General features: G+C 43.4%; 32 protein-coding genes. 5 read left to right on the top strand and 27 right to left on the bottom strand.

All coding sequences use genetic code 11. The annotated features are described in order from the left end of the window. Positions 1 to 16: 16 nt before the first annotated feature. Both BT147_RS01580 and BT147_RS01585 read left to right on the top strand, forming a co-directional pair. Entirely contained in the window at positions 17 to 448 is a 432-nt protein-coding gene (locus tag BT147_RS01580; RefSeq protein ID WP_072330223.1) for a VOC family protein, read from the top strand. A gap of 53 nt (positions 449 to 501) precedes the next feature. Then, positions 502 to 1,134 carry a helix-turn-helix transcriptional regulator gene (locus BT147_RS01585; protein WP_072330225.1) on the top strand — a complete coding sequence of 211 codons (633 nt, stop codon included), beginning with the start codon at positions 502 to 504 and terminating at the stop codon, positions 1,132 to 1,134. Positions 1,135 to 1,179: 45 nt separating this feature from the next. Here BT147_RS01585 and BT147_RS01590 read toward each other — a convergent pair whose 3' ends face one another. From BT147_RS01590 to smc, 12 genes are all read right to left on the bottom strand, one after another. Next, a complete protein-coding gene (locus BT147_RS01590; RefSeq protein WP_072330228.1) occupies positions 1,180 to 1,545 on the bottom strand; it encodes a YraN family protein in 366 nt (121 codons plus the stop codon). 84 nt (positions 1,546 to 1,629) lie between these two features. Beyond that, positions 1,630 to 2,406: a ribonuclease HII gene (gene rnhB, locus BT147_RS01595; protein WP_083426281.1), complete on the bottom strand. Its 777-nt coding sequence runs from the start codon at positions 2,404 to 2,406 to the stop codon at positions 1,630 to 1,632. After that, positions 2,399 to 3,292 (bottom strand): ribosome biogenesis GTPase YlqF, encoded by an 894-nt coding sequence (ylqF, locus tag BT147_RS01600; protein WP_072330231.1) that lies wholly within the window; start codon positions 3,290 to 3,292, stop codon positions 2,399 to 2,401. The genes rnhB and ylqF overlap by 8 nt, the downstream gene beginning before the upstream one ends. 22 nt (positions 3,293 to 3,314) lie before the next feature. After that, positions 3,315 to 3,923 (bottom strand): signal peptidase I, encoded by a 609-nt coding sequence (gene lepB, locus BT147_RS01605; protein WP_083426282.1) that lies wholly within the window; start codon positions 3,921 to 3,923, stop codon positions 3,315 to 3,317. Between the two features lie 86 nt (positions 3,924 to 4,009). Continuing rightward, a complete protein-coding gene (gene rplS, locus BT147_RS01610) occupies positions 4,010 to 4,363 on the bottom strand; it encodes a 50S ribosomal protein L19 (RefSeq protein ID WP_072330234.1) in 354 nt (117 codons plus the stop codon). 97 nt (positions 4,364 to 4,460) lie between these two features. After that, complete coding sequence (gene trmD / locus BT147_RS01615; protein ID WP_072330846.1) at positions 4,461 to 5,204, bottom strand: tRNA (guanosine(37)-N1)-methyltransferase TrmD; 744 nt, start codon at positions 5,202 to 5,204, stop codon at positions 4,461 to 4,463. 9 nt (positions 5,205 to 5,213) lie between these two features. Continuing rightward, the gene (gene rimM, locus BT147_RS01620) at positions 5,214 to 5,741 is read right to left on the bottom strand and encodes a ribosome maturation factor RimM (RefSeq protein WP_072330236.1); all 528 of its coding nucleotides are present in this window, start codon (positions 5,739 to 5,741) and stop codon (positions 5,214 to 5,216) included. Between the two features lie 39 nt (positions 5,742 to 5,780). Next, positions 5,781 to 6,032 carry a 30S ribosomal protein S16 gene (gene rpsP / locus BT147_RS01625; RefSeq protein ID WP_072330238.1) on the bottom strand — a complete coding sequence of 84 codons (252 nt, stop codon included), beginning with the start codon at positions 6,030 to 6,032 and terminating at the stop codon, positions 5,781 to 5,783. 50 nt (positions 6,033 to 6,082) lie between these two features. Continuing rightward, positions 6,083 to 7,429: a signal recognition particle protein gene (gene ffh / locus BT147_RS01630; protein WP_072330240.1), complete on the bottom strand. Its 1,347-nt coding sequence runs from the start codon at positions 7,427 to 7,429 to the stop codon at positions 6,083 to 6,085. A 24-nt stretch (positions 7,430 to 7,453) separates the two neighbouring features. After that, a complete protein-coding gene (gene ylxM, locus BT147_RS01635; protein ID WP_072330242.1) occupies positions 7,454 to 7,786 on the bottom strand; it encodes a YlxM family DNA-binding protein in 333 nt (110 codons plus the stop codon). 159 nt (positions 7,787 to 7,945) lie between these two features. Further along, positions 7,946 to 8,935, bottom strand: coding sequence for a signal recognition particle-docking protein FtsY (gene ftsY, locus BT147_RS01640; RefSeq protein WP_072330244.1), 990 nt, complete (start codon positions 8,933 to 8,935; stop codon positions 7,946 to 7,948). Positions 8,936 to 8,947: 12 nt separating this feature from the next. Beyond that, a complete protein-coding gene (gene smc / locus BT147_RS01645) occupies positions 8,948 to 12,541 on the bottom strand; it encodes a chromosome segregation protein SMC (protein ID WP_072330246.1) in 3,594 nt (1,197 codons plus the stop codon). Positions 12,542 to 12,813: 272 nt separating this feature from the next. Between smc and BT147_RS01650 the strand changes: the two genes are divergently transcribed. Continuing rightward, a complete protein-coding gene (locus tag BT147_RS01650; RefSeq protein ID WP_072330248.1) occupies positions 12,814 to 13,422 on the top strand; it encodes a trimeric intracellular cation channel family protein in 609 nt (202 codons plus the stop codon). 43 nt (positions 13,423 to 13,465) lie between these two features. Here BT147_RS01650 and BT147_RS01655 read toward each other — a convergent pair whose 3' ends face one another. Then, on the bottom strand, positions 13,466 to 14,167 hold the full coding sequence (locus BT147_RS01655) for a deoxynucleoside kinase (RefSeq protein ID WP_072330250.1): 702 nt from the start codon (positions 14,165 to 14,167) through the stop codon (positions 13,466 to 13,468). A gap of 131 nt (positions 14,168 to 14,298) precedes the next feature. Here BT147_RS01655 and BT147_RS01660 point away from each other — a divergent pair, with 131 nt between their 5' ends. Next, positions 14,299 to 14,964 carry an HD domain-containing protein gene (locus tag BT147_RS01660; protein ID WP_218159099.1) on the top strand — a complete coding sequence of 222 codons (666 nt, stop codon included), beginning with the start codon at positions 14,299 to 14,301 and terminating at the stop codon, positions 14,962 to 14,964. Between the two features lie 85 nt (positions 14,965 to 15,049). On the opposite strand, the gene BT147_RS01665 is transcribed toward BT147_RS01660, so the two are convergent. The 10 genes from BT147_RS01665 to fapR all read right to left on the bottom strand — a co-directional run bounded on the left by BT147_RS01665 (position 15,050) and on the right by fapR (position 23,028). Next, positions 15,050 to 15,652: a hypothetical protein gene (locus BT147_RS01665; protein WP_072330252.1), complete on the bottom strand. Its 603-nt coding sequence runs from the start codon at positions 15,650 to 15,652 to the stop codon at positions 15,050 to 15,052. Positions 15,653 to 15,736: 84 nt separating this feature from the next. Beyond that, on the bottom strand, positions 15,737 to 16,228 hold the full coding sequence (locus tag BT147_RS01670; RefSeq protein WP_072330255.1) for a GNAT family N-acetyltransferase: 492 nt from the start codon (positions 16,226 to 16,228) through the stop codon (positions 15,737 to 15,739). A gap of 113 nt (positions 16,229 to 16,341) precedes the next feature. Next, on the bottom strand, positions 16,342 to 17,049 hold the full coding sequence (rnc, locus tag BT147_RS01675) for a ribonuclease III (RefSeq protein ID WP_143187874.1): 708 nt from the start codon (positions 17,047 to 17,049) through the stop codon (positions 16,342 to 16,344). 22 nt (positions 17,050 to 17,071) lie between these two features. After that, complete coding sequence (gene fabF, locus BT147_RS01680) at positions 17,072 to 18,316, bottom strand: beta-ketoacyl-ACP synthase II (RefSeq protein ID WP_072330852.1); 1,245 nt, start codon at positions 18,314 to 18,316, stop codon at positions 17,072 to 17,074. A gap of 116 nt (positions 18,317 to 18,432) precedes the next feature. Continuing rightward, complete coding sequence (acpP, locus tag BT147_RS01685) at positions 18,433 to 18,669, bottom strand: acyl carrier protein (protein ID WP_072330259.1); 237 nt, start codon at positions 18,667 to 18,669, stop codon at positions 18,433 to 18,435. A 60-nt stretch (positions 18,670 to 18,729) separates the two neighbouring features. Continuing rightward, complete coding sequence (gene fabG / locus BT147_RS01690) at positions 18,730 to 19,473, bottom strand: 3-oxoacyl-[acyl-carrier-protein] reductase (RefSeq protein ID WP_072330261.1); 744 nt, start codon at positions 19,471 to 19,473, stop codon at positions 18,730 to 18,732. Between the two features lie 25 nt (positions 19,474 to 19,498). Then, positions 19,499 to 20,434 (bottom strand): ACP S-malonyltransferase, encoded by a 936-nt coding sequence (gene fabD, locus BT147_RS01695; RefSeq protein ID WP_072330263.1) that lies wholly within the window; start codon positions 20,432 to 20,434, stop codon positions 19,499 to 19,501. Positions 20,435 to 20,444: 10 nt separating this feature from the next. Beyond that, a complete protein-coding gene (locus BT147_RS01700; protein ID WP_072330265.1) occupies positions 20,445 to 21,443 on the bottom strand; it encodes a beta-ketoacyl-ACP synthase III in 999 nt (332 codons plus the stop codon). Continuing rightward, positions 21,422 to 22,438, bottom strand: a complete 1,017-nt coding sequence (plsX, locus tag BT147_RS01705) for a phosphate acyltransferase PlsX (protein ID WP_072330267.1) — start codon at positions 22,436 to 22,438, stop codon at positions 21,422 to 21,424. Before plsX ends, BT147_RS01700 begins: the two co-directional genes overlap by 22 nt. Positions 22,439 to 22,452: 14 nt before the next feature. After that, positions 22,453 to 23,028: a transcription factor FapR gene (gene fapR, locus BT147_RS01710; protein WP_286118974.1), complete on the bottom strand. Its 576-nt coding sequence runs from the start codon at positions 23,026 to 23,028 to the stop codon at positions 22,453 to 22,455. Between the two features lie 216 nt (positions 23,029 to 23,244). Here fapR and BT147_RS01715 point away from each other — a divergent pair, with 216 nt between their 5' ends. After that, positions 23,245 to 23,556, top strand: a complete 312-nt coding sequence (locus BT147_RS01715; protein ID WP_072330269.1) for a magnetosome magnetite crystal formation protein family — start codon at positions 23,245 to 23,247, stop codon at positions 23,554 to 23,556. A gap of 107 nt (positions 23,557 to 23,663) precedes the next feature. Here the strand turns inward: BT147_RS01715 and rpmF are convergent, their stop codons facing one another. The 4 genes from rpmF to BT147_RS01735 form a co-directional block, all read right to left on the bottom strand. Beyond that, a complete protein-coding gene (rpmF, locus tag BT147_RS01720; RefSeq protein WP_072330272.1) occupies positions 23,664 to 23,846 on the bottom strand; it encodes a 50S ribosomal protein L32 in 183 nt (60 codons plus the stop codon). A 76-nt stretch (positions 23,847 to 23,922) separates the two neighbouring features. Then, a complete protein-coding gene (locus tag BT147_RS01725; RefSeq protein WP_072330274.1) occupies positions 23,923 to 24,435 on the bottom strand; it encodes a YceD family protein in 513 nt (170 codons plus the stop codon). Positions 24,436 to 24,496: 61 nt separating this feature from the next. Beyond that, positions 24,497 to 25,558 (bottom strand): SepM family pheromone-processing serine protease, encoded by a 1,062-nt coding sequence (locus BT147_RS01730; protein ID WP_072330276.1) that lies wholly within the window; start codon positions 25,556 to 25,558, stop codon positions 24,497 to 24,499. Further along, positions 25,551 to 26,348, bottom strand: coding sequence for a patatin-like phospholipase family protein (locus tag BT147_RS01735; protein WP_072330278.1), 798 nt, complete (start codon positions 26,346 to 26,348; stop codon positions 25,551 to 25,553). The genes BT147_RS01730 and BT147_RS01735 overlap by 8 nt, the downstream gene beginning before the upstream one ends. Between the last annotated feature and the right edge of the window lie 28 nt (positions 26,349 to 26,376).

The raw sequence follows: 26,376 nt of genomic DNA on the forward strand, positions 1-26,376 counted from the left end.
TAAAGGAGAAGTGTTCATGTATCATGCGATTCCGATCCCCACAAACATATATCTGCACCACGTAGCAATCCAAGTTTGTAATCTACAGATCTCGTCTCCTTTCTATCAAAAACTATTTGGATTACAAGTCCATCAACACTTTTATCTAGAAGAGGAAGAAATCATCTGGCTTCAAGGGAATGGATGGAGATTAGAATTGATATCCATTAACCAAGCGGTACCAACACCCCCACCCTCCACCTATCACTTTGCTATCGAAGTAAGCCATTTGACAGAATGGGAACAGATCTGTATGCAATACCAAATCCCCATCATCGAGGGGCCTATTACATTATCAGATCAGACCAAGATCTTATTTATTGGAGGTCCTGATGGGGAACAGATTGAATTAATTGAATCGGTTTCTGGAGAGGATCACTTGACAGATTTGATAGGGAGTCTAAACTAAAGTGGAGGTATTATGAAGGAGCGAGATTATTTTAGTGGGAGGAGGCGTTTGCTATGTCTGAACCAATGAGCTATACACGTCAACAAATCCTAACTCTACTTCGAAAAAGTGGATCCATGAGCGCACAAGAGTTAGCAAATATCTTAGAAATCTCTAATATTGCCGTGAGAAAGCACCTACAAGTTCTTGAAAAAGATCAGCTACTCAAAACAACTCTGATACGTCAAGCGATGGGGAGACCTACATCCGTCTACTCCCTTACTGAGAAAGCAGAAGTATTCTTCCCAAAGCATTATAGTGATTTAACACTTGATTTTTTACAAGACTTAGAATCACTTCACGGCAAAGAAACCATCGATCAATTATTTCACCGGAGGGAAGAACGCTTAAAGGAAGCCATTCAACCTCTCATGAACGGTCTTCCTCTCTCCGAGCAAGTGTCCAAATTAGCCTCTATTCAACAAGAAAAGGGATATATGGCCGAGTGGATAGAAGGTGTGGAAAAGGATACTTATACCTTAACGGAATATAACTGTCCTATTCATACCGTGGCACACCAATATCTGCAAGCATGTGGAAGCGAACTCTCTTTGTTCCGCGGTATTTTGGATGCAGAGGTAGAGCAAGTAGAGTGTAAAGCCAAAGGAGGGAAACATTGTATCTATCAGATCCGTCCCCGTAAATAGAGAAGGAGACCTTTTAAACCAGGTCCCCTTCTCTATTTATCCTTCTCAAAACGCTCCTTCAAAATGCTCTGTCTCGATAGCTTGTCCTGTTTGACGATTTAAGAGAACCGAAATGACATCAAACCGCAAGGAATACGGTCGTTTCACATGGTTGAGAACGTATTGAAGCGCAATCTTTCTAACTTGTTGTTGTTTCTTTCCATCCACAGATTGAAAGCCGTAACCAAAACGGGTGCTTGTTGTGGTTCGTACTTCTACAAATACTAAATCTCGTTGATTCGTCACGATTAAATCGAGCTCACCTAATTGGGAACGCCAATTACGTGTTAAGACCTGATAACCCTTTTCTTCTAGCAACTGTGCTGCAACTTCTTCCCCCAGGGTTCCTATTTGTTTACGCACATCTTTCATAACTAAGCGCCTCCGAAGAAAACCGTTATAAGGGTAGATTACCAGAAGTTGTATAATTCTGTCAATTATTTGATGAAATTGGATTTAACTGGAACATAATACGGCTCGAACGGGTGCAAATGATGATCGGTGTTCAGGAGTAACTCCGAGTACTTCCATAGCCTGTAAGTGTTCGGGGGTCCCGTATCCCATGTGCTTTTCAAAGCCATAGTCTGGATATTTGTCTGCTAATTGGATCATATATTCGTCTCGAGTTGTCTTCGCGATAATCGAGGCAGCGGCGATGGAGTGGCTTTGGGAGTCACCTTTGATGATACCGTGTTGGGAGATGGTTACTCGGGGAATCTTAACAGCATCAACTAAGATCAAGTCAGGAATGGGTTGTAGTTGGCTGAGTGCGACTCGCATGGCCTGATAAGTAGCTTGCAAAATATTATACCGATCTATGTAAGGTACATCTATTACTCCAACACCCACTGCAATTGCTTCTCGCTCAATCTTTTGGCGTAGCCGATTTCGTTCTTCTTTCTTTACTTGCTTGGAATCATTTAACCCTGTTGCATCAAAGTCGGATGGTAATATGACAGCAGCTGCCACCACAGGGCCTGCTAAAGGACCTCGGCCTGCTTCATCTACCCCAGCAATCCATTTCTTCCCTTGTTCCCATAACCTACGCTCAAATCGCCACATCCCTTCAACCCGCATCTGCTCCGCCTGCGCCTTTTCTTGTTGCTTTAAGTAGGATTGAAGGAGTTTTTGGACGCCCATTCTTGAATCTGCATGTAGTTCTGTCAGTTCACTTTCTGTTATTCTCTCCAGAGATGAGAGCCGCTTTTTCCAATCTGCAATGGTTCTACTCATCTCTTTGTACATCCTGTTCCTCTGTAAAAAATTCATCGCCCGGATATTCAAAGGAGATTCTTCCAATCATACCGCCCTGTAGATCATTTAGGAAAATCTCAGCTGCTTTTTCGGTATTTATAATTCCGCCACGCTGGATACAGCCACGCTTTTTTCCGATCTCTTGAAGTGTCTCATAAGACTCTTGCGAAAGGGCAGAATCCTGTAGCTTGTAACGGGCCATAAGTTCGGTAGCATAACGCTCCTTGAGGTATGCAATCCCATGTACTGCCACTTCTTCAATCGGTAGGATCTCTTCTTTGATCGCACCGCTTAGAGCAAGACGAAGCCCAACTCCATGATCTTCAAACTTTGGCCATAAGATCCCAGGCGTGTCTAGAAGCTCTAGATTTTGTCCGATTTTAATCCATTGCTGAGCTTTGGTAACACCAGGGCGATCACCTGTTACCGTTGCCGCTCTCTTAGCCAATCGATTAATCAAGGATGACTTCCCTACATTTGGAATTCCTAAAACCATCGCACGAACACGGCGCGTTAAAATCCCTTTGCGCTGACGTATTTCAAATAATGGCTGAAGGAGCTTATCTGTAACAGATTGAATTAAGTTCACTCCTTTGCCCGTCTTTGCATCCACTTCTAGTACGCCAACACCTTGCTCCCGAAAATAAGCCACCCATTCCTTATTCGCTTTTGGATCAGCCAAATCGCATTTGGTCAGGAGAATCACTCGTGGTTTTTGTGCCACAATTTCGCCCATCATCGGATTACGGCTAGAGATTGGTAAACGTGCATCTAATAATTCAAATACAACATCGACCAACTTTAGCTTTTCTGTCACTTGCCGGCGAGCTTTGGCCATGTGACCCGGAAACCATTGAATACTCATATTTACACATCCTATTTCAAAACTATAAACCCGAAAAATGGGATATCGGCCAATATACGAAGGAGGCCTTCCCTACGATCTCACCTGTAGAGACTGGACCTAAAACTCGACTATCTGTGCTATTAGAACGATTATCTCCTAAGACAAATACCTGCCCGTTTGGTACTTTAACAGGGGCAAAGTCAACCGTTTTGGTAGAGGATGATAAGTATGGTTCTTTCACTTCTTTTCCGTTTACCAACAACTGATTATTTTTCACTTCTACCGTCTCTCCCGGAAGAGCCACAATCCGTTTAATCAAATCAATCTTGTCTTTACTGCGAAAAACAACTACTTCTCCCTGTTTCGGGGCACGCACTTTGTAGATAAGCTTATTTACCATTACCTTATCACTGGAAGCTAAGGTATTTTGCATAGAGGGACCTGAAACATGAAATGGCTCCAGTACAAATCCTCGAATTAAAAAGGCAAGAGCCAGAGCAGCAATAAGCGCGATCGCCCAATCTCGATACGAGTTCTTCCCTTTTCCCTCTCCTCGATTACGACTCGAACGCGAAGGAAGAGAAGTTTGACTTTGAGGCTGCTGCTTTTTCAAACGCTCCGAACGTGGAATAAATTCTTGATGGTCCATAGATCCCTCCTACATAGCATTGGTAAGCAAAAATACAGTAAAAGGGCTGGATTCAAAACCCAAGCCCTTTTCTATGTGTACTCTTATTATTTCTCAGTACGGATTTCTTTAATACGTGCTTTTTTACCACGTAAGCTACGTAGGTAGAACAATTTCGCACGACGTACTTTACCACGACGTAATACTTCGATCTTATCGATACGTGGAGAATGGATTGGGAAAGTACGCTCTACTCCCACTCCGTAAGAAATTTTACGAACGGTGAAAGTTTCGGAGATACCACCACCACGACGTTGAATTACCACGCCTTCGAAAATCTGGATACGCTCGCGTTGTCCCTCTTTTACTTTCACGTGCACTTTCAAAGTATCACCGGCACGGAATAAAGGAATATCTTGACGAATTTGAGATTCGGATACGCTTTTCAAAATTGGATGCATAATCGTTTGTGCCTCCCTTCCTTAAGGTATTTTTTTATCCGCTTCTAAGCAAATCATGAACGGAGATATTTTAACATAAGCCACTACTGAAACACAATTATTCGGATCGCTTCTTTTGTTCCAACATTCGCAAGAACTTCCGGTCTTCTTCTGTCAACGGAGCTGACTTCAGAAGGTCGGGCCTTCGTGTCCATGTTCGCTTTAGTGACTGTTCTCTGCGCCATTTCTCCATATTCGCATGATGACCAGACAATAAAATATCAGGTACTTCCAACCCACGAAATTCAGCTGGTCTCGTGTAATGTGGATACTCTAAAAGCCCGTTTGAAAACGAATCCATCACTGCTGAATCATGATTACCGAGCACACCAGGGATTAATCGGCTCACACTGTCAATGATGACCATTGCTGGGAGTTCTCCACCAGTGAGTACAAAATCCCCAACGGAGATCTCTTCCGTCACCAAGTGTTGGCGAATTCGCTCATCAAATCCTTCATAATGCCCGCAAAGGAACATCAGATGCGAATGCTCTGCTAACTCCTCTGCTTTTTTTTGCGTAAAAGGAGCCCCTTGTGGAGACATCAACAGAATCGGTGGATGCTTGCTAACATCCTGAAGCAGATGATCGACTGCATCAAACAAAGGTTGTGGTTTTAATACCATACCTCCACCGCCGCCATACGGAGTATCGTCGACAGTCTGATGCTTATCGGTGGCAAACTGACGAAAATTGGTTACATTCGTCTCAATGAGCCCTTTTTCATGAGCTTTACGGATGATACTAGTAGATAAGAATCCATGAAACATCTCAGGAAAAAGAGTTAATACATCAAAGCGAATCTGTGCCAATTATTCCAGTCCTTCCATCCAATCAATCGTAATCTGTTTTGAAGCCACATCGATCTCGTTGACAATGTCATCAATATAAGGCAAAAGGATCTCGTTCCCATCCTCTGTCGCCACGACCCAAACATCATTGGCTGGAAGGGTTAAAATTTCCTTTACCTTACCCACCCTGCGTCCCTCAGTTGTAACTACTTCGCAGCTAATAATATCCTTGAAGTAATACTCACCCGCTTCTGTATCAAGAGAGACAACATCTGTCGCAGGAACTACGAAAGTTCCTCCCTTGAAAGGTTCTGCTTGATTGATGTTATCCCATTCTCGGAACTTCACCAAGTAAGCATTTTTATGAGGGCGACTCCTCTCTACAGTCAAAGGGAGTGGCGCTGTAAGTGTTGCGTGTTGTAGCATTAACACCTGTCCAGGTGCAAAGCGATCTTCCGGGAAGTCAGTCTCTGAAAGAAGTTTAACTTCACCGCGAATACCATGTGTGCCAAGAAAACGACCTACTTTTAAAAACTCTACTTCTTTCAAATCAGTTCACCCATTCCGCTATCGGATCGGATCGTAACATTATTTTGATTCAAGGATACCTTCTTTACGGAACAAGTTACGTACGGTATCAGATGGTTGAGCACCAGTAGCCAACCATTTTTTTGCTTTTTCAGCATCAATTTTCACTTGAGCTGGTTGAGCAATCGGGTTGTAGTAACCGATCTCCTCGATAAAACGACCATCACGTGGAGCACGAGAGTCAGCAACGACTACACGGTAGAAAGGAGCTTTTTTCGCACCTATGCGTTTTAGACGGATTTTCACTGCCATTGATTCTTCACCTCCTAATTAGGGTTTCACAAATTCATCATTATATCACGCTATCCAAGGAAAGGAAACTTAAATCCTTTTCTCTTTTTCTTCGATTTCGTCATCTGAGCCATTTGCTTCATCATCTTTTTCATATCTTCAAACTGCTTGAGAAGACGGTTCACTTCCTGCACCGAAGTTCCACTACCAAGTGCAATCCGTTTTCGTCTATTTGCATTGATAATCTCAGGTTGCTCACGCTCGGCCTGAGTCATTGAACGAATAACCGCTTCGATTCGTCCTATTTTTTTCTCATCGACGTTGAGGTCTTTGACCCCTTTCAACTTGTTTGCTCCTGGAAGCATCGCAAGCATATCTTCAAGTGGCCCCATGTTTTTCATCTGTTGAATTTGATCTAAAAAATCATCGAGTGTAAAGCTTTGTGTCCGCATCTTCTTTTGAAGTTCGCGTGCTTTCTCTTCATCGACAGCTGATTGCGCCTTTTCGATCAAACTGAGAACATCACCCATCCCGAGAATCCGAGATGCCATGCGGTCTGGATGGAAAGGCTCGATTGCATCCATTTTCTCACCCAAACCAACAAACTTGATCGGGCAGTCTGTAACCGACTTAACAGAAAGCGCCGCTCCCCCACGAGTGTCACCATCAAGCTTAGTGAGTACAACCCCTGTAAGTCCTAGCTCTTGGTTAAAGTGATCCGCGACATTTACCGCATCTTGACCTGTCATCGAATCCACTACTAACAAGATCTCGTGGGGCTGTGTTTGCTCCTTAATCTGACGAAGCTCATTCATCATATCTTCATCAATATGCAAGCGACCGGCTGTATCGATAAATACATAATCAAAGCCCTCTGCTTTCGCCTTCGCTACGCCCTCTATTGCAATCTTTATGGGGCTTTCCTTATCTCCGAGTGTGAAGACAGAAGCACCGATTTGTTCTCCAAGGACTTGTAGCTGTTTAATCGCTGCTGGACGGTATACGTCTGCTGCGACTAAGAGCGAGCGCCGGTTTTGCTTTTGTAGGAATTTCGCAAGCTTTCCAGTATGAGTAGTTTTACCTGCCCCCTGCAAACCAGACATCATAATAATCGTAGGGGATTTAGGTGCGGTATTTAACTTAACTTGCTCTCCACCCATCAAAGTGGTCAATTCTTCATGAACGACTTTGATGACTTGTTGACCCGGTGTTAAGCTTTTTAGTACTTCTTGGCCAATCGCACGTTCTTTTACGCGATCGATAAACGTTTTTACTACTTTAAAATTTACATCTGCCTCTAGTAAAGCGAGACGTACTTCACGCATTGCTTCTTTTACATCGGCCTCGGTAACTTTTCCTTTACCTCTTAGCTTCGACATAACTGATTGTAGTCGCTCAGACAATCCTTCAAATGCCATCCGTACACCTCCCTAGTTTTATTTTCAATCAATCTCTAATAGTTTTGTTATGATCGGTTCGGCCATAGCTCGCGCATTTGCATCCGTTTCTAGCTGAGAACGTAGTTCTGCGATGAGCTCTTGACGTGTTCTATGTTTCGTGACTAAGGATAGTTTATTTTCTAGACCCGTAAGTGTCGCTTGTGCCCGTTTAATCGCTTCAAACACCGCTTGACGTGAAGTCCCTTGATGTTCGGCAATCTCCGAGAGCGACCAGTCTTCTAAGTAGTACAGTTCGAGGAGAGATTGTTGTTTCTCCGTGAGAAGTGATCCATAAAAGTCATACAACAAATTCATCTTAGTGGTTTGCTCCAACATTGGGAGTCACCTCATTTATGCCTGTCAAGGCAATCACATTTACAGGTACTAACTATAAAGGATTGGAATGTGGGTGTCAAGTGTTTTGGGTTAACAGTACCCCCGAAAAGTAAATGGTCCAAAGAACCCTTTTTGAGCAGGGGTTCTTTGGGCTTGGACTTAATTACTCTCATCTTCGTCAATCGTATCTTTAAACAATGCATGTAAAAATTGATCTCTGTTGAATTCTTGTAAGTCGTCGGCTTTTTCTCCGAGTCCAATGAACTTAACGGGAATCTTTAATTCATTGCTGATAGCGATGACGATTCCACCTTTTGCCGTGCCATCGAGTTTGGAGAGTACTAAGCCTGTGACGTTTACAGCTTCACCGAATGTCTTGGCTTGTACCATGGCATTTTGCCCAGTTGTGGCATCTAAAACAAGGATGACTTCATGGGGCCCATTCGGGATCTCACGCTGAACTACACGGTGAACCTTTTTCAGTTCTTCCATGAGATTTACTTTGTTTTGCAAGCGACCAGCCGTGTCGCAGAGGAGAATATCTGCTTTTCGGGATTTGGCGGCTTGAATTGCATCAAAGATCACGGCCGCTGGATCAGAACCTTCTTGATGCTTAATCACATCGACACCAGCTCGCTCACCCCAGATCTCTAACTGTTCAATTGCCCCCGCGCGGAAGGTATCTCCAGCGGCTAGAACTACTTTTTTGCCTTCTTGTTTGAAACGATGGGCTAGTTTCCCAATAGTCGTCGTCTTCCCGACGCCATTTACTCCAACAAATAAAAGAACAGTCATTCCGTCTTCTTGAATTCGTAATTTACTACCTGCATCTGCCTCTTCTAAGATATCTGCAATCATCTCAGACATCAATGGTTGTAATTCTGTAGGCTCAGTAATCTTGCGAGCTTTCACTTCGCTACGTAACCGCTCCACGAGATCCATCGTTGTAGTCACTCCTACATCTGCACTGATCAAGATCTCCTCTAATTCTTCATATAAATCTTCATCAATCTTCTTTCGATTGCGAAATAGATCGCCCATCGCACCTACTAAATTAGTACTGGTTTTACTCAACCCTGATAAAAACTTTTGCGTAACAGATTCTGTACTTTTTGATACACTTTCTTTTAATCGTTTAAAAAAACTCACACTTGATGCCTCCTAACTCATCGTTGCAGCTACTTCTTTACTACTATCATCATAATCCTCCATACGCACAGATACTAGACTGGATACGCCAGATTCTTGCATGGTAATTCCATACAATACATCTGCACCTTCCATTGTATGTTTACGGTGAGTGATGAGAATAAATTGAGTTTTCACAGCGGCTTCTTTCATATATTGGACAAAGCGGGTTAAGTTTGCCTCATCCAGTGCCGCATCCACTTCATCTAAGAAGCAAAACGGGACAGGTTTCACTCTTAGTACGGCAAATAGTAATGCCAGTGCTACTAAAGAGCGCTCCCCTCCAGATAACAATGAAAGTTGTTGTAATTTTTTCCCCGGTGGTTGAGCCACAATCTCTATTCCAGTTTCTAACAGGTTGTTCTCATCCGTTAATTGCAGATCGGCACGACCTCCACCAAACATCTTCACAAATACATCTAGAAATTCTTCTCGAATAAGCTGGAACACGTCTAAAAAGCGTTTTCCCATCTCCGATTCGATCTGGGCGATGAGATCGTAAAGGGAACGTTTGGCGTCTAGCAAATCTGCTTCTTGTGTTTGTAAGAACTCTAGGCGTTCACTCAGCCTCTTGTATTCTTCGATTGCTCCTAAACTTACTTCCCCTAAGCTGGCGATTTGTTGCTTGAGGGAACGTACATTTCGCTCTGCCTGATTTGGTTCTTCTGGGGCGCCATACATCTCTTTCGCACGTTCGAAACTGATCTCATACTCTTCGGCAAGCTTCTGTAACAAATGATTCAACTCGACATCTAGCCTATTTACTCGAATTTCTAAATCACGAAGCTGCTCTTCTTGTTTGCGGATGGTGGATTGAGCTTGATGAACCTCATGTTCTAACTCATTCCGTTCCCGCATTTGCTCATCACGAGTCCCACGCACCTTACTCAACTTCTCCTGGATGGCTATTTTCTGCTCGCGAAGTTGAGCAATTCGAGCGGATAGCTGATCTAATTCCTGTTTATTTAACTCGCCACGTTCACCAAGAGTCACTCGCTCTTCTACAAGCTGTTTTTGTTGTTTTTGGTTCCGTAATAAGTCACTTTGGATACGAGTCATATTTTCTTTGCTATTACGGATTTCTTGCTTGAGTTGAGCGACCATTATTCGCCATTCCGTCACCTGCTCATTTGCTTGCGCTTTAGAACTTACTTCTTGTTTGCGAAGCTCTTCTAACTCTTTTCGCTTCTCAGTAAGTGATTTTTTTTGCTCCTCAAGAGAGTCTAGTGCTTGTCCAATCACATGGGTGCGGTTCTCCAGCTCCATTGTCTTTTCATCCACTGTACGCTGTTGCTGTTCCCCTTGCTCAATCGTTTTTTCTACATTTTGCAACTGGATTTGGCTTTCGCGAAGATTGCTCTCCATTTGCTGTTCTTGTAAACGAAGTTGCTCACCTTCTGCACGAAGCTCCTCCCAAGTTTTTTCCAAATGGGTTCGTTGTTCGGTCGTTGCCTTTAAGTCAGCCTGCACCGAATCCCATTCTTGCTTTTGTTCGTGAAGTTCTGTCTCGAGCTCTTCTAGTTGACGCGCCCGTCCAAGTAGGTTGCTTTTATTATTTTGACGACTGCCACCCGTCATCCCTCCACCCGGATTTATAACGTCTCCATCCAATGTAACCACCCGATAACGGTACTGAAGTGACCGTGCCAACTGGTTGGCAATCTCTAGGTTTTGTGCGACTACTACCAACCCAAGCAGATTCTCTACCAGTCCTTGATATTCAGGCTCGCAGGAAACCAAGTCTTTGGCAATTCCTATAAAACCGCCTACCTTGTTGATTCGTTCCACATCACGGCTTGGTAAAACCCGCGGTTGGATTACATCAAGCGGGAGAAAAGTAGCACGTCCTAGACGCCGATCTTTTAAAAATCGAATCGCATATCTCCCGGTTTGCTCATCTTCCACCACTACATTTTGCACAGCTCCGCCCAGTGCTGTCTCCATTGCAATCTCATATTTCTCAGAGACTTGAACCAGTTGAGCAACCGCTCCCCTCACACCCGACAAGGTTTCATGCCCTCGATCGGCAGCAAGTAGGATCTCTTTTACGCCTTGGAAAAAGCCCGCGTGCTCCGCTTCCATTTCTTTCAACACATCATACTGAGAACGAGTCCGGTGATACTTCTGTTCTAACACTCGGTTTTGATGACTGAGACTCTTTTCTTCTTCCTGAAGAGTATTCCGTTTCTCTACCACTTTATTTGCTTCTTCGCGCTTTTGTTCTAAAGTAGACTTTATTTTTTGTAGCTGCTTACGTGAGTCCTCTTCCATCTCCTCCATATCCTCGCGTTGCTCGTAGACCTCAGACAGATGATCCATCAACAACGACAAACGCTCCGCCAATTCTGTTCGTTGTTGCTCCACAAACTGCTGTTCACTTTTTAATGTAATCACTTCATTGTTACATTCTTGAATCTGTTGCATTACTTCTTGAAGAGGGGTAGACGCTTCCTGTACCGTTAACTTCATCTGCTCCAGTACCGTATGTAATTCTGTTTCAGCCGCCTGTGCTTCCATTTCTTTCGCAGAAAGCCTCTTTTGAAACTCCGAAATCTCTAACTGTAAGCGTGTTTCCTCTTCCTGCAATGCAGTGTGACGCTCCTGTAATTGCTGCTTCGTCGCCTCTCTGTTACGACCCCGCTCAAGCCACACTTCCCGCTGGCCTTCTGCTTTCTCAAGATCCTCGCTTGCTTTAAGCAGTTCTCCCTGCACTTGCTCTAAGCGAGCTTCACTTTCGTCCACCTGCATCTTTACCTCTTGTAGATAGACTTCTCGTTTATTTAGTTCAGCAGATAAAATCGCTTGCTCTTCTTTTCGCCGTTTTACCTCCTGAGCAGATGACTGCCACTTATCATGGATATCCTCAATCTTATGTACATATAAGCCGATTTCAACTTGCTCTAATTCTGCTTTTAACTCTTTATAGGTAATTGCTTTTTCTGACTGCTCTGCGAGCGGGCCAACTTGAGCATCTAGTTCATGAATTAGATCATGGATGCGCGCTAAGTTTTGCTCCGTCGTCTCTAGCTTCTTCTCTGCTTCCTTTTTTCGAGACTTATACTTTACGATTCCAGCCGCCTCTTCAAAGATAGCCCTTCGATCTTCAGACTTGCTACTCATAATCTCTTCAATTTTCCCTTGACCGATCATGGAGTATGCTTCTTTTCCAATTCCCGTATCCATAAATAGTTCATTAATATCCTTCAGTCTGCACGTTTGCTTATTTAACAAATATTCACTTTCACCAGAGCGATAAACCCGTCTCGCCACTGTCACCTCTGCATAGTCAAGAGGTAGCCTACGCTCTGTATTATCAAATGTAATCGCTACTTCACAAAAGCCGACCGGCTTACGTGTATCGCTTCCAGCAAAGATGACATCCTCCATCTTGCTACCACGTAATGATTTGGCACTCTGCTCGCCTAGCACCCAACGAATTCCGTCGGTAACATTACTTTTCCCACTACCGTTAGGACCCACCACAGCCGTAATACCAGGAACAAACTCAAGCTCTGTCCGATTTGCAAATGATTTAAATCCGGACATCTCTAATCTCTTTAAATACATAGCCATCCTCCCTTCTCTTGCGAGCGTAATCCATTTATTTTATCATAGCCAACCTATGTATGAAAATTTCGTCTATCACTTTTGTTCTTCTTTCTACACGATCGTTCTGTTTCCTTTTTGGCACTTTTGAAAACTGAAACAAAATGTTCACAAACTCACAGATATCCATGTATTTACTACCTTCATGCAATCCTTTATGATGAATTACATTATGGAAAATGTAAATAAAATATAGAGACACATGTGGAAACGAAATAGAGGAGGTGAAGCAGATGCTTTGGGACATATTAAACATTATTGGCATTCCAGCATTCGCCATTAGTGGAGCGATCGTAGCGCTCGAGGAAAAATACGACTTATTTGGCTTATATGTACTCGGATTCGTCACTGCCTTTGGTGGAGGAATCATTCGAAATGTACTAATTGGAGTTCCCGTAACCGATCTATGGAAACAAGGAAATTTAATGCTGGCGGCGCTTATCGCTATGTCCATCGTTGCTCTGTTCCCATACTTATGGGGAAATCGCTGGCGTAAATGGATTTTGTTCTTTGACGCTGTTGGTTTATCCTCTTTTGCGATTCAAGGAGCACTTTTTGCTCACAAGATGGGGCACCCTCTATACGTAGTCATTGTTGCTAGTGTGTTAACTGGAATTGGGGGCGGAGTAATCCGTGACCTCCTCGCAGGTAGAAAACCAGCCATTTTGCGAGATGAGATCTACGCTATTTGGTGCATTATGATTGGTGTATGCGTGGGTTCTGGGTGGATTGCATCTGAAATTGGCCTTTATACATTACTTGTTATTATCGTTGTTCTTCGGATGTTATCCGTTCATTATCATTGGAATTTATCCATATACCGCAACTACCCATCCGTATAATCAAATACACCCCCCAACTCTTTCAAAATTGGGGGGCTCTTACCTATTTATAGAAAACCTTTTTTTGAACCAAGCGAGCTGTTTCTTCTTCATCCACTTCTCTTAATTTCGCATCTAAGATTTCCAAAAACTCTGCCGCATCCTCTTCACGTGTAATATCTAGGCGATCGGCATCAATAATGAGTACATCACTTTCCTTATAGTGATTAAATACCCAGTCATCATAGCGTGAATGGAGTCGACGGAAATAGCTAACATGACTTGGATCTTGCTCATAGTCACGCCCCCGCTTCTCAATCCGCTCCATAATCGTTTCAAAAGAAGCGCGTAAGTAAATAAATAAATCAGGGCGCTTCTTAGGCCCTGTTGGGCAAGTGCAATGATCTAGTTCCTGAATTTCCTCTAACATATTATGTAAAAGGTCCAGATAACAATCAAACTCTGCTTCCTTCATCATGCCGTCTTCAAAATTAATTTTTGCAAACAAAGCATCTTCATAAATCGAGCGATCCAACACGTTATTCTTATGACGCATTGCTTTTTTGATTGAACGGAATCGAGTATTTAAAAAATAAATTTGCAGGGGGAAGGCAAAACGCTCCCGATCGTTGTAAAATAAATCAAGTAGCCTATTATCATCAACAGACTCATAAAATGCTTCACTATTTAAATGCTGTGCAATCAATGTTGTATAAGAAGTCTTTCCGACTCCAATCATACCGCCAAGACAAATCACATAACCCATCTCCCTCAAAAGCCTCCTGGACTAGCTTCTTGAAACGTTCCCATTATGGTATGGACAAGCAAAGGCCCGGAATCAACAATCAAAACCGAACCGTATATGTAGGACAATAGTGTAACACTAAACAGATTGGAGTGGTATTCTTGATTTTTACTAAAAAACAAATTTTAGGATCTGCACAAGACTTCGCTTATCAAGTTCATCACAATGATACAAGTGGTCATGATTTTCTACATATTGAACGAGTAGTAAATAATGCGAAAACGATTGCTAAGCACACTGGTGCGGACCCATTTATCTGTCAAATAGCCGCATATTTGCACGATATAGCGGATGAAAAAATTAGCGTAGACCCCGAAAAAAGCAAACAGCTAATTATTCAGTTTCTCCTCGAGCAGGGCTTATCCACAGAAGATCGAGAACATATCATGGAAATCATTACCACTATGTCATTCCGCGGAGGAGCAAATAAACAGCCCCCTCGCACACTAGAAGGAAAGGTTGTCCAAGATGCTGACCGCCTAGATGCATTAGGCGCTATTGGTATTGCCCGAGTAATGGCGTATTCAGGTCACACCGCTCGCCCCATTCACGATCCTTCTATCCCGGTACGTGATGAGATGACAGTAGCGGAATATCGTAGCAACCGAGGGACAGCTATCACTCATTTCTACGAAAAGCTTTTAAAGCTAAAAGATTTGATGAATACGGACTATGGAAAACACATGGCTGAAGGAAGACATAGAGTGATGAAGGAGTACTTGGAACAGTTTTATGCTGAATGGGATGGGAAAAAGTAAGACTGTTTGAATAGGAAAGGATTCGATTTTCTACGCTTACTTCCTTACCAACACTCTGATGTCCAAGATAGTCCGCCGTTCACTATTATTTCCCTTTTCTCTGTCTCGCACCCGCAATCAACGTCATCGTAACTAATAATAGTGCTGTTCCCACAAGCAACCATTCAGAAGTCCCGATTTCTTTTGATGAGGGATCGGCTTCTGTCTCCTTTGAATCGGAAGTACTATCGACAGGTTTGTCTGTTGATGGTTTGTCTTCTGCCCCATCCATCATCCACATACGTTTATTGAGTGCGTCTAAATCTGCCTGAGCCTCGGATAATAGCTTCGTGCGACTACAGATAGTCGTCGTAAGGTGGCCATTTTCCTTGGTGGCATAAACTAGATACTCTTTCCCCATTTCAAACTCAAAACCACACGACGCCTCAGACAAAGCTGTATACACGATTAATTCCGGATCAAGATCTCCTTTCCAGCGTTTGGATACATGTAAGATGGCGATGTGCTGATTTGTATCCCTTTCCAATTTGACAACTTTACCCACAAAGACCGCACTACTTTTATCCGCTTCTTTAATCGGATCGCCTGATGGAACACAAGAACATGCCTGTACTTCCAATACCCACCATCCGCTCATAGCTATTACGAAACCGATGATAACTCCTAGCATGATACAAGCTCGTTTCATACTGAGAAAGCCTCCTTATGAGAATGGTTGGTTAATTCAGACAATTATACTCCTATCATAGCATGTTAAGAGCTTTTCCTCTATCTAAAACTCTTTCTCCATATGAATTAATTCCTGCATTCCTTTACAGGTCTTAACATACTCAGAAGAAATAGTTTGAAAGCCTTGTTGCTTCCAAAACTTCATCGCAGGCGTATTAATGGCCAGCACATGGATGCCAACTCGTTTCCATTCCATAAAACTAATAAATAGATGCAGTGCTTTTTGACCGTAACCATGCCCATGATATCGTGCATGAATGGTTAAAAGAGAGATATGGGGGATACCGTACTTAGGGTGTACAGGAATCGTATCGATCATTCCGATTGGGAAACCATCGGACTTTCGCGTCACCCCTATCATCATCGATCCATACTCTCGCCACGTCCGTAGGAAACGATGTGTATTAAATTTCGCGTCATCATTAAAAAATGACCAATAATAATGGTTACTCCGTTGCACCTCGATAAAATGGACCCACGTTTGTTCATTTAATTGATCAAATATGAAATTAGGCGATTCAAACAGTCTCTCCATCCTGTCTCCCCCAAAAGTTCGGTTTCAAGTGCATTACCCCGAACATATAGGAAAACAAATAATAATACAATAATTTATTTGTTACTCGCATAGAAAACCACCTAGCATACATCCTAGGTGGCTCCTTCTGTTCGTCTCGCTTGCCAAAGTTTTAAAGCCTTGGTGGCAGCTTGTTGCTCGGCTTCTTTTTTAGAGCGCCCAGAGCCTCTGCCTAAACATTGGTTCTCCAGATATACTTCAGATACAAAGTATCGGTCATGAGCAGGACCTTGTGTATCAATAATTCGATAGTCCAAGGGGCCCACTCGTTCTTGTTGCACTAATTCTTGAAGCTGACTCTTCGCATCTGTCATCCGTGCCAACCACTCATCATTGATTTTCGGAAACACCACACGCTGTAGAAAAGTCCGTGCCGGGTCCAATCCTTGATCGAGGTACACAGCTCCTATGAATGCTTCAAACACATCAGCCAACAGAGAAGGCCTCGTTCTTCCTCCTGTCAGTTCCTCTCCTTTACCAAGTCGTACAAAGCTACCAAAATTTAATTCCTTGGCAAACGAAGCCAGCGAAGGTTCACAAACAATTCGAGCACGACGACGAGTTAGCTCTCCTTCACTCATCTTCTGATCATAATGAAAAAGAAACTCGGATACAGCTAATTCCAAGACCGCATCTCCTAGATATTCTAGTCGTTCATTATCTGGAATGTGCCCTGAATTTTTCCGCTCGTGTGCATACGAGGTATGGGTGAATGCTTGTTGGAACAATTCTCTATTACGAAAGCGAATCCCAGTCGCTTGTTCCAAGCTGGTAAAGTTCATATTAATATCACCACCCTAAGAATTACATATCCTCATATACTTTAAACGCGATGGTTGCATTGTGTCCACCAAAGCCAAATGAATTGGAAATCGCGGTACGAATTGATGCTTTTCGCATTTCATTTGGTACATAATCCAAATCGCATTCAGGATCAGGATGTTCTAAGTTGGTTGTTGGTGGGAGAATTTGGTGGTATAAAGCCAAAACAGAAGTAATCGCTTCAATCCCACCTGCAGCCCCCAGCAGATGACCAATCATTGATTTAATCGAGCTTACACTTAATTGATAAGCATGATCACCGAAAGCACGTTTAATTGCGATCGTTTCATATAAATCGTTTAACGGTGTAGAAGTACCGTGAGCATTAATATAATCAACTTCCGTCAGCTCTAAACCAGCATTACTAACAGCCGATAACATACTTCTGGCCGCTCCATTTCCGTCTGGAGCAGGGCTGGTAAGATGGAACGCATCTGCACTCATCCCGTAGCCAATCATCTCTGCATAGATTCTAGCACCTCTAGCCTCCGCACGCTCTAGGGATTCAAGAATAATGACTCCAGATCCTTCTCCCATGACAAAGCCATCTCGTTCCTTATCAAAAGGCCTGCTCGCACGTTGTGGATCATCATTATTACGAGAGAGGGCTCCCATTGAAGAGAATCCTGCAAATGCCATTGGAGTGATCGTTGATTCAGTCCCTCCGCAAACCATTACATCTGCATCTCCATGTTGAATTAAACGGAATGCTTCCCCAATACTATTTGTACCGCTCGCACAAGCGGTTACGGAAGAGCTGTTGGGTCCTTTGGCACCTGTATGTATTGATACTAAGCCAGACGCCATATTTCCGATCATCATCGGAATAAAGAAGGGGCTCACTCGCTTAGGACCTTTTTCAATTAAAACAGAGTGCTGGCTTTCTAGCGTTGGTAACCCGCCAATGCCTGATCCGATGTAGACCCCGATGCGTTCTGCATTTTGATCATCAATTTGAATGTCTGCATCTTTTAGTGCCATCTTAGCCGCCGCAATCGCATATTGTACAAACAAATCAGTTCTTCTTACTTCTTTTTTATCTATATATTGAAGAGGGTCAAAATCCTTGACCTCTGCAGCAATTTTCGTGGAATAATCAGTAGCATCAAAACGAGTTATATATCCTAATCCAGATTTCCCAGCAATCAAATTATTCCAGAAGGTAACGACTTCATTTCCGATGGGCGTGAGCGCTCCTAGTCCTGTGACAACAACCCGACGTTTCATCTGGTTCACCGCCTTTCTGAATGCTGTACGAATGAATTCATTCATTTAGGAGAGAGTCCCACCGTTAGACGGGACCCTCTCCAGTTAGGTATAAATGCATATTTAATACTTAAGTATTAAGCTTTTTGTCCGTCTACAAAGCTGACGATATCTTGTACAGTCGCAATTTTCTCAGCAGCTTCTTCACTGATCGACAAACCGAACTCATCTTCCAAGTCCATGATCAAATCCACTACGTCAAGAGAATCTGCATCAAGGTCTTCACGAATAGAAGCTTCTAGCGTAACCTCTTCAACTGCTACATCCAATTTCTCAGAAATAATTTTTTGTACACGTTCTAATGTCGTTGCCATTCTTATCACCTCCTTACGTATTATACGAAAACAACAATTGACTAGCAATGAAGCATTTTCCTATGAGGTAACCATTCCACCATCTACATGGATCGTTTGACCTGTAATATAGCCTGCTGCAGGACTTGCTAGAAATTTCACTAGCTCTGCCACATCGTCAGCTATCCCAAAACGTCCCAGTGGAATGGCTCCAAGCATCGACTTTTTCGTCTGTTCATCCAGTTTAGCCGTCATATCGGTCTCAATAAAACCGGGTGCGATCGCATTTACGGTAATATTCCGGCTAGCAATTTCTTTTGCCGTTGATTTCGTTAATCCAATTACACCTGCTTTTGCCGCCACATAATTAGCTTGTCCTGGATTCCCCATTACACCCACTACGGAACTCATATTAATAATGCGCCCAGATCGTTGTTTCATCATCGGGCGAATCACTGCTTTGGTGCATAAAAAGACACCTTTTAAATTAGTATCAAGCACTTGATCCCAATCTTCTTCTTTTAAGCGCATAATTAAATTATCTCGAGTAATTCCTGCATTATTCACTAGAACATCAATTCTACCAAATCGTTCTAAAACCTGCTTACATGCCGCATCTACCTGCCCTTGATTCGACACATCTACTTGAAGGGCAAAACCTTGCCTCCCGGTAGCTTGGATAGCAGAAAGAGTTTCTTCAGCCGCCACTTGGTTTCCCGCATAGAAAATCACCACATCTGCCCCTGCTTCTGCCAATGTACACGCAATAGACCGACCGATTCCTCTAGAGCCGCCTGTTACAATGGCTACTTGGTTCGTTAACATAAATTCCCTCCTTTTCTCGATCGTACTAACGAAGTTGTTCGAGAGCTTTTTGAAGTGTTTCTGAATCTTGGACCGGAAGCATCGTAATCCGGCGATTTACTTTCTTTACAAGTGCCGATAAAACATTCCCTGATCCAATCTCAATAAACGTATCAACACCTTGATCAAGTAAAGTACGAACTGTATCTTCCCATAAAACAGGCGAAGCAACCTGTTTAATTAACGCTTCGCGAATCTCAGTAGGCTGTGTAATAGGTGAGGCGCTAACATTCGCAATAACAGGAACTTTTGCTTCTTGAAACAGGGCCGCTTGTAGGGCGCTTGCAAGCCTCTTTGATGCTGGAGCCATTAAAGAAGAATGAAACGGACCACTCACAGTCAACGGAACAACCTTTCTCGCCCCTGCTTCTAGTGCTTTCTCCCCGGCAACTCTGACAGCATCAGCATGCCCTGAAATCACAATCTGCCCTGGGCAATTATAATTGGCAGGCTCCACAATATTTCCTTCAACGCTTACCGAACTGCATATCTCATCTAATACATTTCGCTCACAGCCAAGCACAGCAGACATGGCTCCCACACCGGCAGGAACCGCTTCCTCCATAAACATTCCCCGTTTATGAACGATTGCGACTGCATCACGAAAAGAGAGAACACCTGCTACCACCAAGGCTGAATACTCACCCAAGCTATGTCCTGCTACAAAATCAGGCCGAATTCCCGACTGACGGAACACTTCGTACAATGCCATGCTTGTTGTTAATAGAGCCGGCTGTGTATGTTCCGTTAAGCGCAGTGTATCTTCTGGCCCTTCAAAACAAAGCTCTGATAAAGAATATCCTAAAACCTCATCCGCTTCACGATACACCTGCTTCGCTTCTGTAAATGATTCTGCAATCTCTCTTCCCATACCCACTTTTTGTGAACCTTGTCCCGGAAAAAGGCATGCTATTTTCCCCATGTCAAGCCCCCTATTCTGCTTCGTCTTGTGACCAACGTAAAACAGTAGCTCCCCATGTTAATCCACCACCAAAGCCACAAAGAACAACCGTATCTCCTTCATGAACCCTGCCTTGCTCCCATGCTTCATTCAATGCAACGGGTATGGAAGCCGAAGACATATTCCCACAACGATCCAAATTTACAATGACCTTCTCCTCATCCAGTCCCAAACGCTCTACTGCAGCATCAATAATACGCATATTGGCTTGATGTGGAACCAATAAACTGATGTCTTCTTTGGTTAATCCTGCCTTTTTAAGTGCTTCATCTGCTGCACTAATCAAGACACGAACAGCAAATTTGAAAACCTCACGACCATTCATATAAAGATAATGACCGCCTTCTTTTATCGTCTGTTCACTAGCAGGACATCTCGAGCCACCTGCTTTTAAATTTAAATGAGTCGCTCCTGTGCCGTCGCCCCCTAGTTCAAACGACTGAAAGCCGTAACCTTCTTTTACAGGACCTAGCACCGCTGCACCCGCACCATCTCCGAACAAAACACACGTATTCCGATCAGACCAGTCTACAATTCGTGAGAGAACTTCTACACCCACGACCAACACATATCGATAAACGCCCGTTTTGATAAACTGAGCACCTGTGGTGATCCCATAGATAAATCCTGTACATGCTGCTGACAAATCAAAAGTCGCCGCATTTTTGGCCCCTATTTGCTCTTGTACAAGACAAGCAGTTGCTGGAAATGACATATCGGGTGTAACGGTCGCCACAATAATGAGATCAAGCTGATCTGCCGTGATATTTGCACGCTTCAGCGCCTGTCTAGCAGCCCCCACAGCTAGATCAGAAGCCGCTTGCTCTGGAGCCGCTATATGACGCTCACGGATCCCTGTACGAGAGACAATCCATTCATCGTTCGTATCTACCATTTTTTCCAGGTCGGCATTCGTAATCACTTTTTCTGGTAAATAGGCACCTGTTCCTAAGATTCCTGCTGATCGCACCTCTCCTCATCTCCCTCTGTTTTCGCTAATCCCTGTTGAATCTGTTCGATCACATTCTGCTCTACAATCTTCTTCGCTTGCATCGCTGCTTGATAAAAAGCACGAGTATCTGAAGAACCGTGTGCTTTAATAATAGGACCTGCTAATCCTAAAAGAGGGGCCCCGCCATGTTCTTTATAATCCATGCTCTCTTTAAATCTTTTCAGACCAGGAGCGAGGATTCCCGCTGCCACCTTCGTTCGAATGCTACGAGTAAACTCCTCTTTTAACTTACTAAAAATGGCCTTGGCCACACCTTCCGTGTTCTTTAGAAGAATGTTCCCTGAAAAACCATCGGTAACCAATACATCACATGTACCGTCTAGCACGTCTCGTGCCTCTACGTTTCCAATAAAGTGGATACTAGACTCTTTTGAAAGCAGATCAAATGTATCTTTCGTGAGAGACGTTCCCTTCCCATCTTCTGTACCGATATTAAGCAATCCAATTCGTGGTCGCTCGATTCCCATTACCTGCTCTGCATAGATACTTCCCATCACTGCATACTGGCGCAAATGTTCTGGTTTCGCCTCGGGATTCGCTCCTACATCCAGCACGAGCGTTCCGCCACCCTTCATACTCGGAAAGATCGGTGCAAGAGCAGGACGGTCCATCCCTTTCATCCGACCTGTGACAAATAATCCAGCCGCCACCAGAGCACCCGTATTACCTGCACATACAAACGCGTCAACGGATTTTTCTTTCACCAACCGACAGCCAACAACTAGGGATGAATCTTTTTTCCGTCGAATCGCTTTCACTGGTTCGTCTTCTGCTGTGATGGTTTCCGTTACCTTGATTATCTCAATATTAGATCGTACAGATGACACCAGAGCTTCCTCAGTACCAATCAATACAAATGTGATCTCAGGGTAATCTTTTGCTGCCTGGAGGACACCCTCAATCACTGCATTCGGTGCGCGGTCTCCTCCATGGACATCAAATGCAATTCTCATGGATTATTTTCCTCCTAGTTGCCTCTATCGTCACTGACACGGTACACTTCAAAATCACCTTGAAAAACAATTTCCTCTTGAACCTTTGTCTGCACTCCCACATGCAAACGACTATCATGCGCTTCTGCGACAGTGGCAAAAGCAATACACTTTTCTCCTAACTGAACCGGTCGAATAAAGCGAATGGATGCATTCCCCGTTAGAGCCACTTTCCAATCCGCTAGGGCAATCGCTAAAGAATTCGCCTGAGCAAACAAAATGTGCCCACGAGCAATTTGGTTTCGCTCAAAAACATGCTCCAAACCAATTTCGAGTAAGGAGATCCCATTTTTATGTAATTGCAGATCAATCACTTCGCCAATCACTTCACTTGGAGATAACGACTGGACATGATCAAACTTTTTCTCTGCCATGTGCTTTATTCTCTCTCGCAACTCAGGTATCCCTAGTTCTAATCGATCCAATCGAATCGTCTGGATACTAACATGAAATTTTTTCGCCACTTCTTCATCTGTGAGAAATGGATTCTGTTCCAATGCTTGAGATAAATAAGATTGACGTTCTTTCTTTGTTAAGCGCAAAGCGGAGATCACCACCTTGAATTATGACCTCATTTTAATACCTAGTCCTAAGTGCTAGTATAGAAAAAAAGATCGAGTTTGACAACACCTAATCTGATCACCGTAATAACTCTTATTAGTTTGCACAACACTTACGATATACATGTTTACAAAAATTACATCAGGGAAACAGTCACCATACGTATGTAAAATCTTATAAACAAGAAAAGCAGGAGGTTTTGATCCGTGGATTCACAGTCATCTGGATTAAAAATATTAGTTCATGCTAGTACGTGGTTTGCCCCCGTACTGCTCCCCATTATCGTCTATTTTCTTTCATCTGATTCGGATGTAAAGCGTATCTCACTTCAAGCCATGTTATTTCATTTTCTAATCGGCATCCTCATTACAATCTCTATTTTCTTCTCCTTTATTCTCATCGGAATCCCGTTTTTCATTATATTTGGTTTGATGGCCATTATCTCGCCTATCAAAGGCATTTTCTACGCAACGCAAAATCGCCACTTCCAATATCCATTCTTAGGTTTCATCAAATAATAAAAACCTATAATATCGGAATCAACAAAAAAACGAGCTACCCTCTTGATTTCTCAAGTTGGTAGCTCGTTTTTGTTTCTAGTACTAGAAACTAGCTAGTCATTCAATTACTCGTTTACTACGCCTTCCACTTTTTCACCTTTGTAATAACCACACGATTTACATACACGGTGGGACATCTTAGGTGCACTGCATTGTGGGCAGCTTACAACGCCAGGAGCGCTCAATTTGAAGTGAGTGCGACGCATGCGTTTACGAGTTTTAGAAGTACGACGAAATGGTACTGCCATGTCATTCACCCCCTGTGCCGTTCTTAAAACACAACTTCGTTGATTATACTACAGTTCCCTTCGATTGAGAAGGTTTTCATTCCTTAAATAAGTCCTGAAGTGCCGCTAGACGTGGATCAATCCGTTCAGTCATACAACTACACTCTCGGACATTTTTATTCGCTCCACACACGGAACATAGTCCCTTGCAATCCTCCATGCACAGCGGTGCAAAGGGAATCGTGAGTAAAAGCGCCTCGCGTATATAAGGATCAAGATCTATCGTCTGTGCCTCGACGAGATGAACTATCTCTTCTTCTGAATCGATGGCTCGGCTCTCTTCATCCGTAAATCTCTCAGACCATTCTGCCTGTAGGGGTACGGTATACCCAGTTAGACAACGCGAACATGTCAATACCGCTTGAGTGGATTCCTTCACTTCCCCATGGTACAAACGAGAACCCACGTTCTGAAAAACCGCTTCTACCTGTACGGGTTCGATCCGTTCCAGACCTAGAACTTCATCTACCAACTCATCTAACTGGATGCTTTCTTCCACAATCAGCTGTTGATTTGGTTGTTGATTGATCTTTTGTAGAGAGATCTGCATTCATTCCACTCCTCGCGTGAAAACAGGCTTATTATATGACAACCATCTAATTGTGTCAATGTTAACTCGCCTTTTGAAATGATTTTTCTTGGCTTTGCAAATACTGAAGAGCTTCCTGAAAAGTAGCGACCGGCACAATTTTCATCTTTGTTTTAATTTCTTTCGCAGCTTGAATTGCTACTTTTTCATTTTCGTCTGTCGACTGTATATCCTTGGGGGCAAAGAAAATCTCAGCCCCTTCCTTATCTGCAGCCCTCACCTTATACTGAATCCCACCAATTTGACCTACTTTCCCTTCACTATTCATCGTACCTGTACCCGCAATTTTCATGCTATGAGTCAGATCCCCTTCTGTAAGCTGATCATACATCTCTAATGTAAACATCAGTCCAGCAGAAGGACCTCCGATCTCACCTGCTTCTATCTTCACCGAAGGGGTCGTATTCACTTTCTCCCGTGTCAATGGATAAATACCTAACCCTGCTCGTTCTTGCCCTTCTTGGGGCTGGGCTACATCCGTTAACACGATTTCTTTTTCGATCGGATCTTTTGCATTCGTTCGCTGGAACTTCACTTTTACCCGATCCCCAATCTTCTTTTTCTCGAGATATGCAAACAATTCTTCTTTACGCAAAATCGGCTGTCCATCGATTGCCGTAATGAGGTCCCCTACTTGCAAACCATTATCCTTGCGAATCGAAAATACTTCAACACCTAGATAATCAACTTTCATCGGCTTTTTTGCTTCCCGAAACGCTGCAATTAAAGCAGCATTTTGCGATTCCAACATGTTTTCTTTTTGTTGACGCTGATACTCTTCGTCATCCCGAACGTTGACAAACATCTCCTTCTCGGGAATTAACTCTAGTTCATGTGAATATTGGGCCCAAATCCAATCTAATACCGTTGCTTTCCCCACTCCAACTGTCGTTAGATAAAAGGTTCCCTTTCCGTGCTCAGTAGGTTTTTCATCCACTTTTACAAAGGGCGCAACATCCTCTGCGGATCCTGGCTCCATTACGTAATAGGGAAGCCCAGCGATCGGAGTACCTAAAATTCCGATCAGGATCAGAAACGCTAGAATCCCAAAAAAGACTCGACCTTTATTATTTCGTTTAACCATCTTTCTTGTCCCCTCGCCACTCTGCAATCATTTTTTTTACCAGCGGAAGTTGCTCTCGCGCAGCTTCCTCCCCATAACGAATGCATTCTTCTACTTTTGTAAACGCAGTCGAACTAATATCTTGCACCTTCGGCCGAATCGTAATATCAGCCTGATATGTATACCGTCGCAATAACTCTCTTTCCATAATATCAAGAGTTTGCGCAATCACATCAATAATATTTCGGATTTTCACCTCTTCAACCTTTGCAAATACATCTACTGCAATCACAAGATCGGCCCCCATCTCTTGTACCACACTAACAGGTACCCGATCTACGACGCCTCCATCCACTAAAAGTCGATTTGCTATGTTTACAGGATCGAAAACACCCGGGATTGAAATACTTGCTCGAATCGCATCAGCGGCCGGGCCCTCACGAAACACAACCTTTTCCCCTGAAGACAAATCCGTTGCGACAACAGCTAGTGGAATCGGAAACTCTTCAATCCGCTTCCGATGAGTTAGCAGGCGAATCACTTCATGAGCTTTCTGGCCACTGACAAATCCCATTCCAGGAATCTTATAATCTAACCAAATCTTGCGCTTAAAATGAACTGCCAAGCCTTCCATCAACGATAATCTGCATCCATTTGCATAACAAGCTCCTACAAAACTGCCCATGCTACTTCCTGCGATTAGATCGATCGGAATTTGTTCTTCCTCTAACACTTTTAGCACACCAATATGTGCAAATCCCCTTGCTCCACCAGCACCTAATGCCAAGCCAATCACAGGACGACGAGACATATTGGATCGCTCCTTCCACTCTATGATA

Source organism: Thermoactinomyces sp. DSM 45891 (genome assembly GCF_900119485.1).
GTDB lineage: Bacteria > Bacillota > Bacilli > Thermoactinomycetales > Thermoactinomycetaceae > Baia.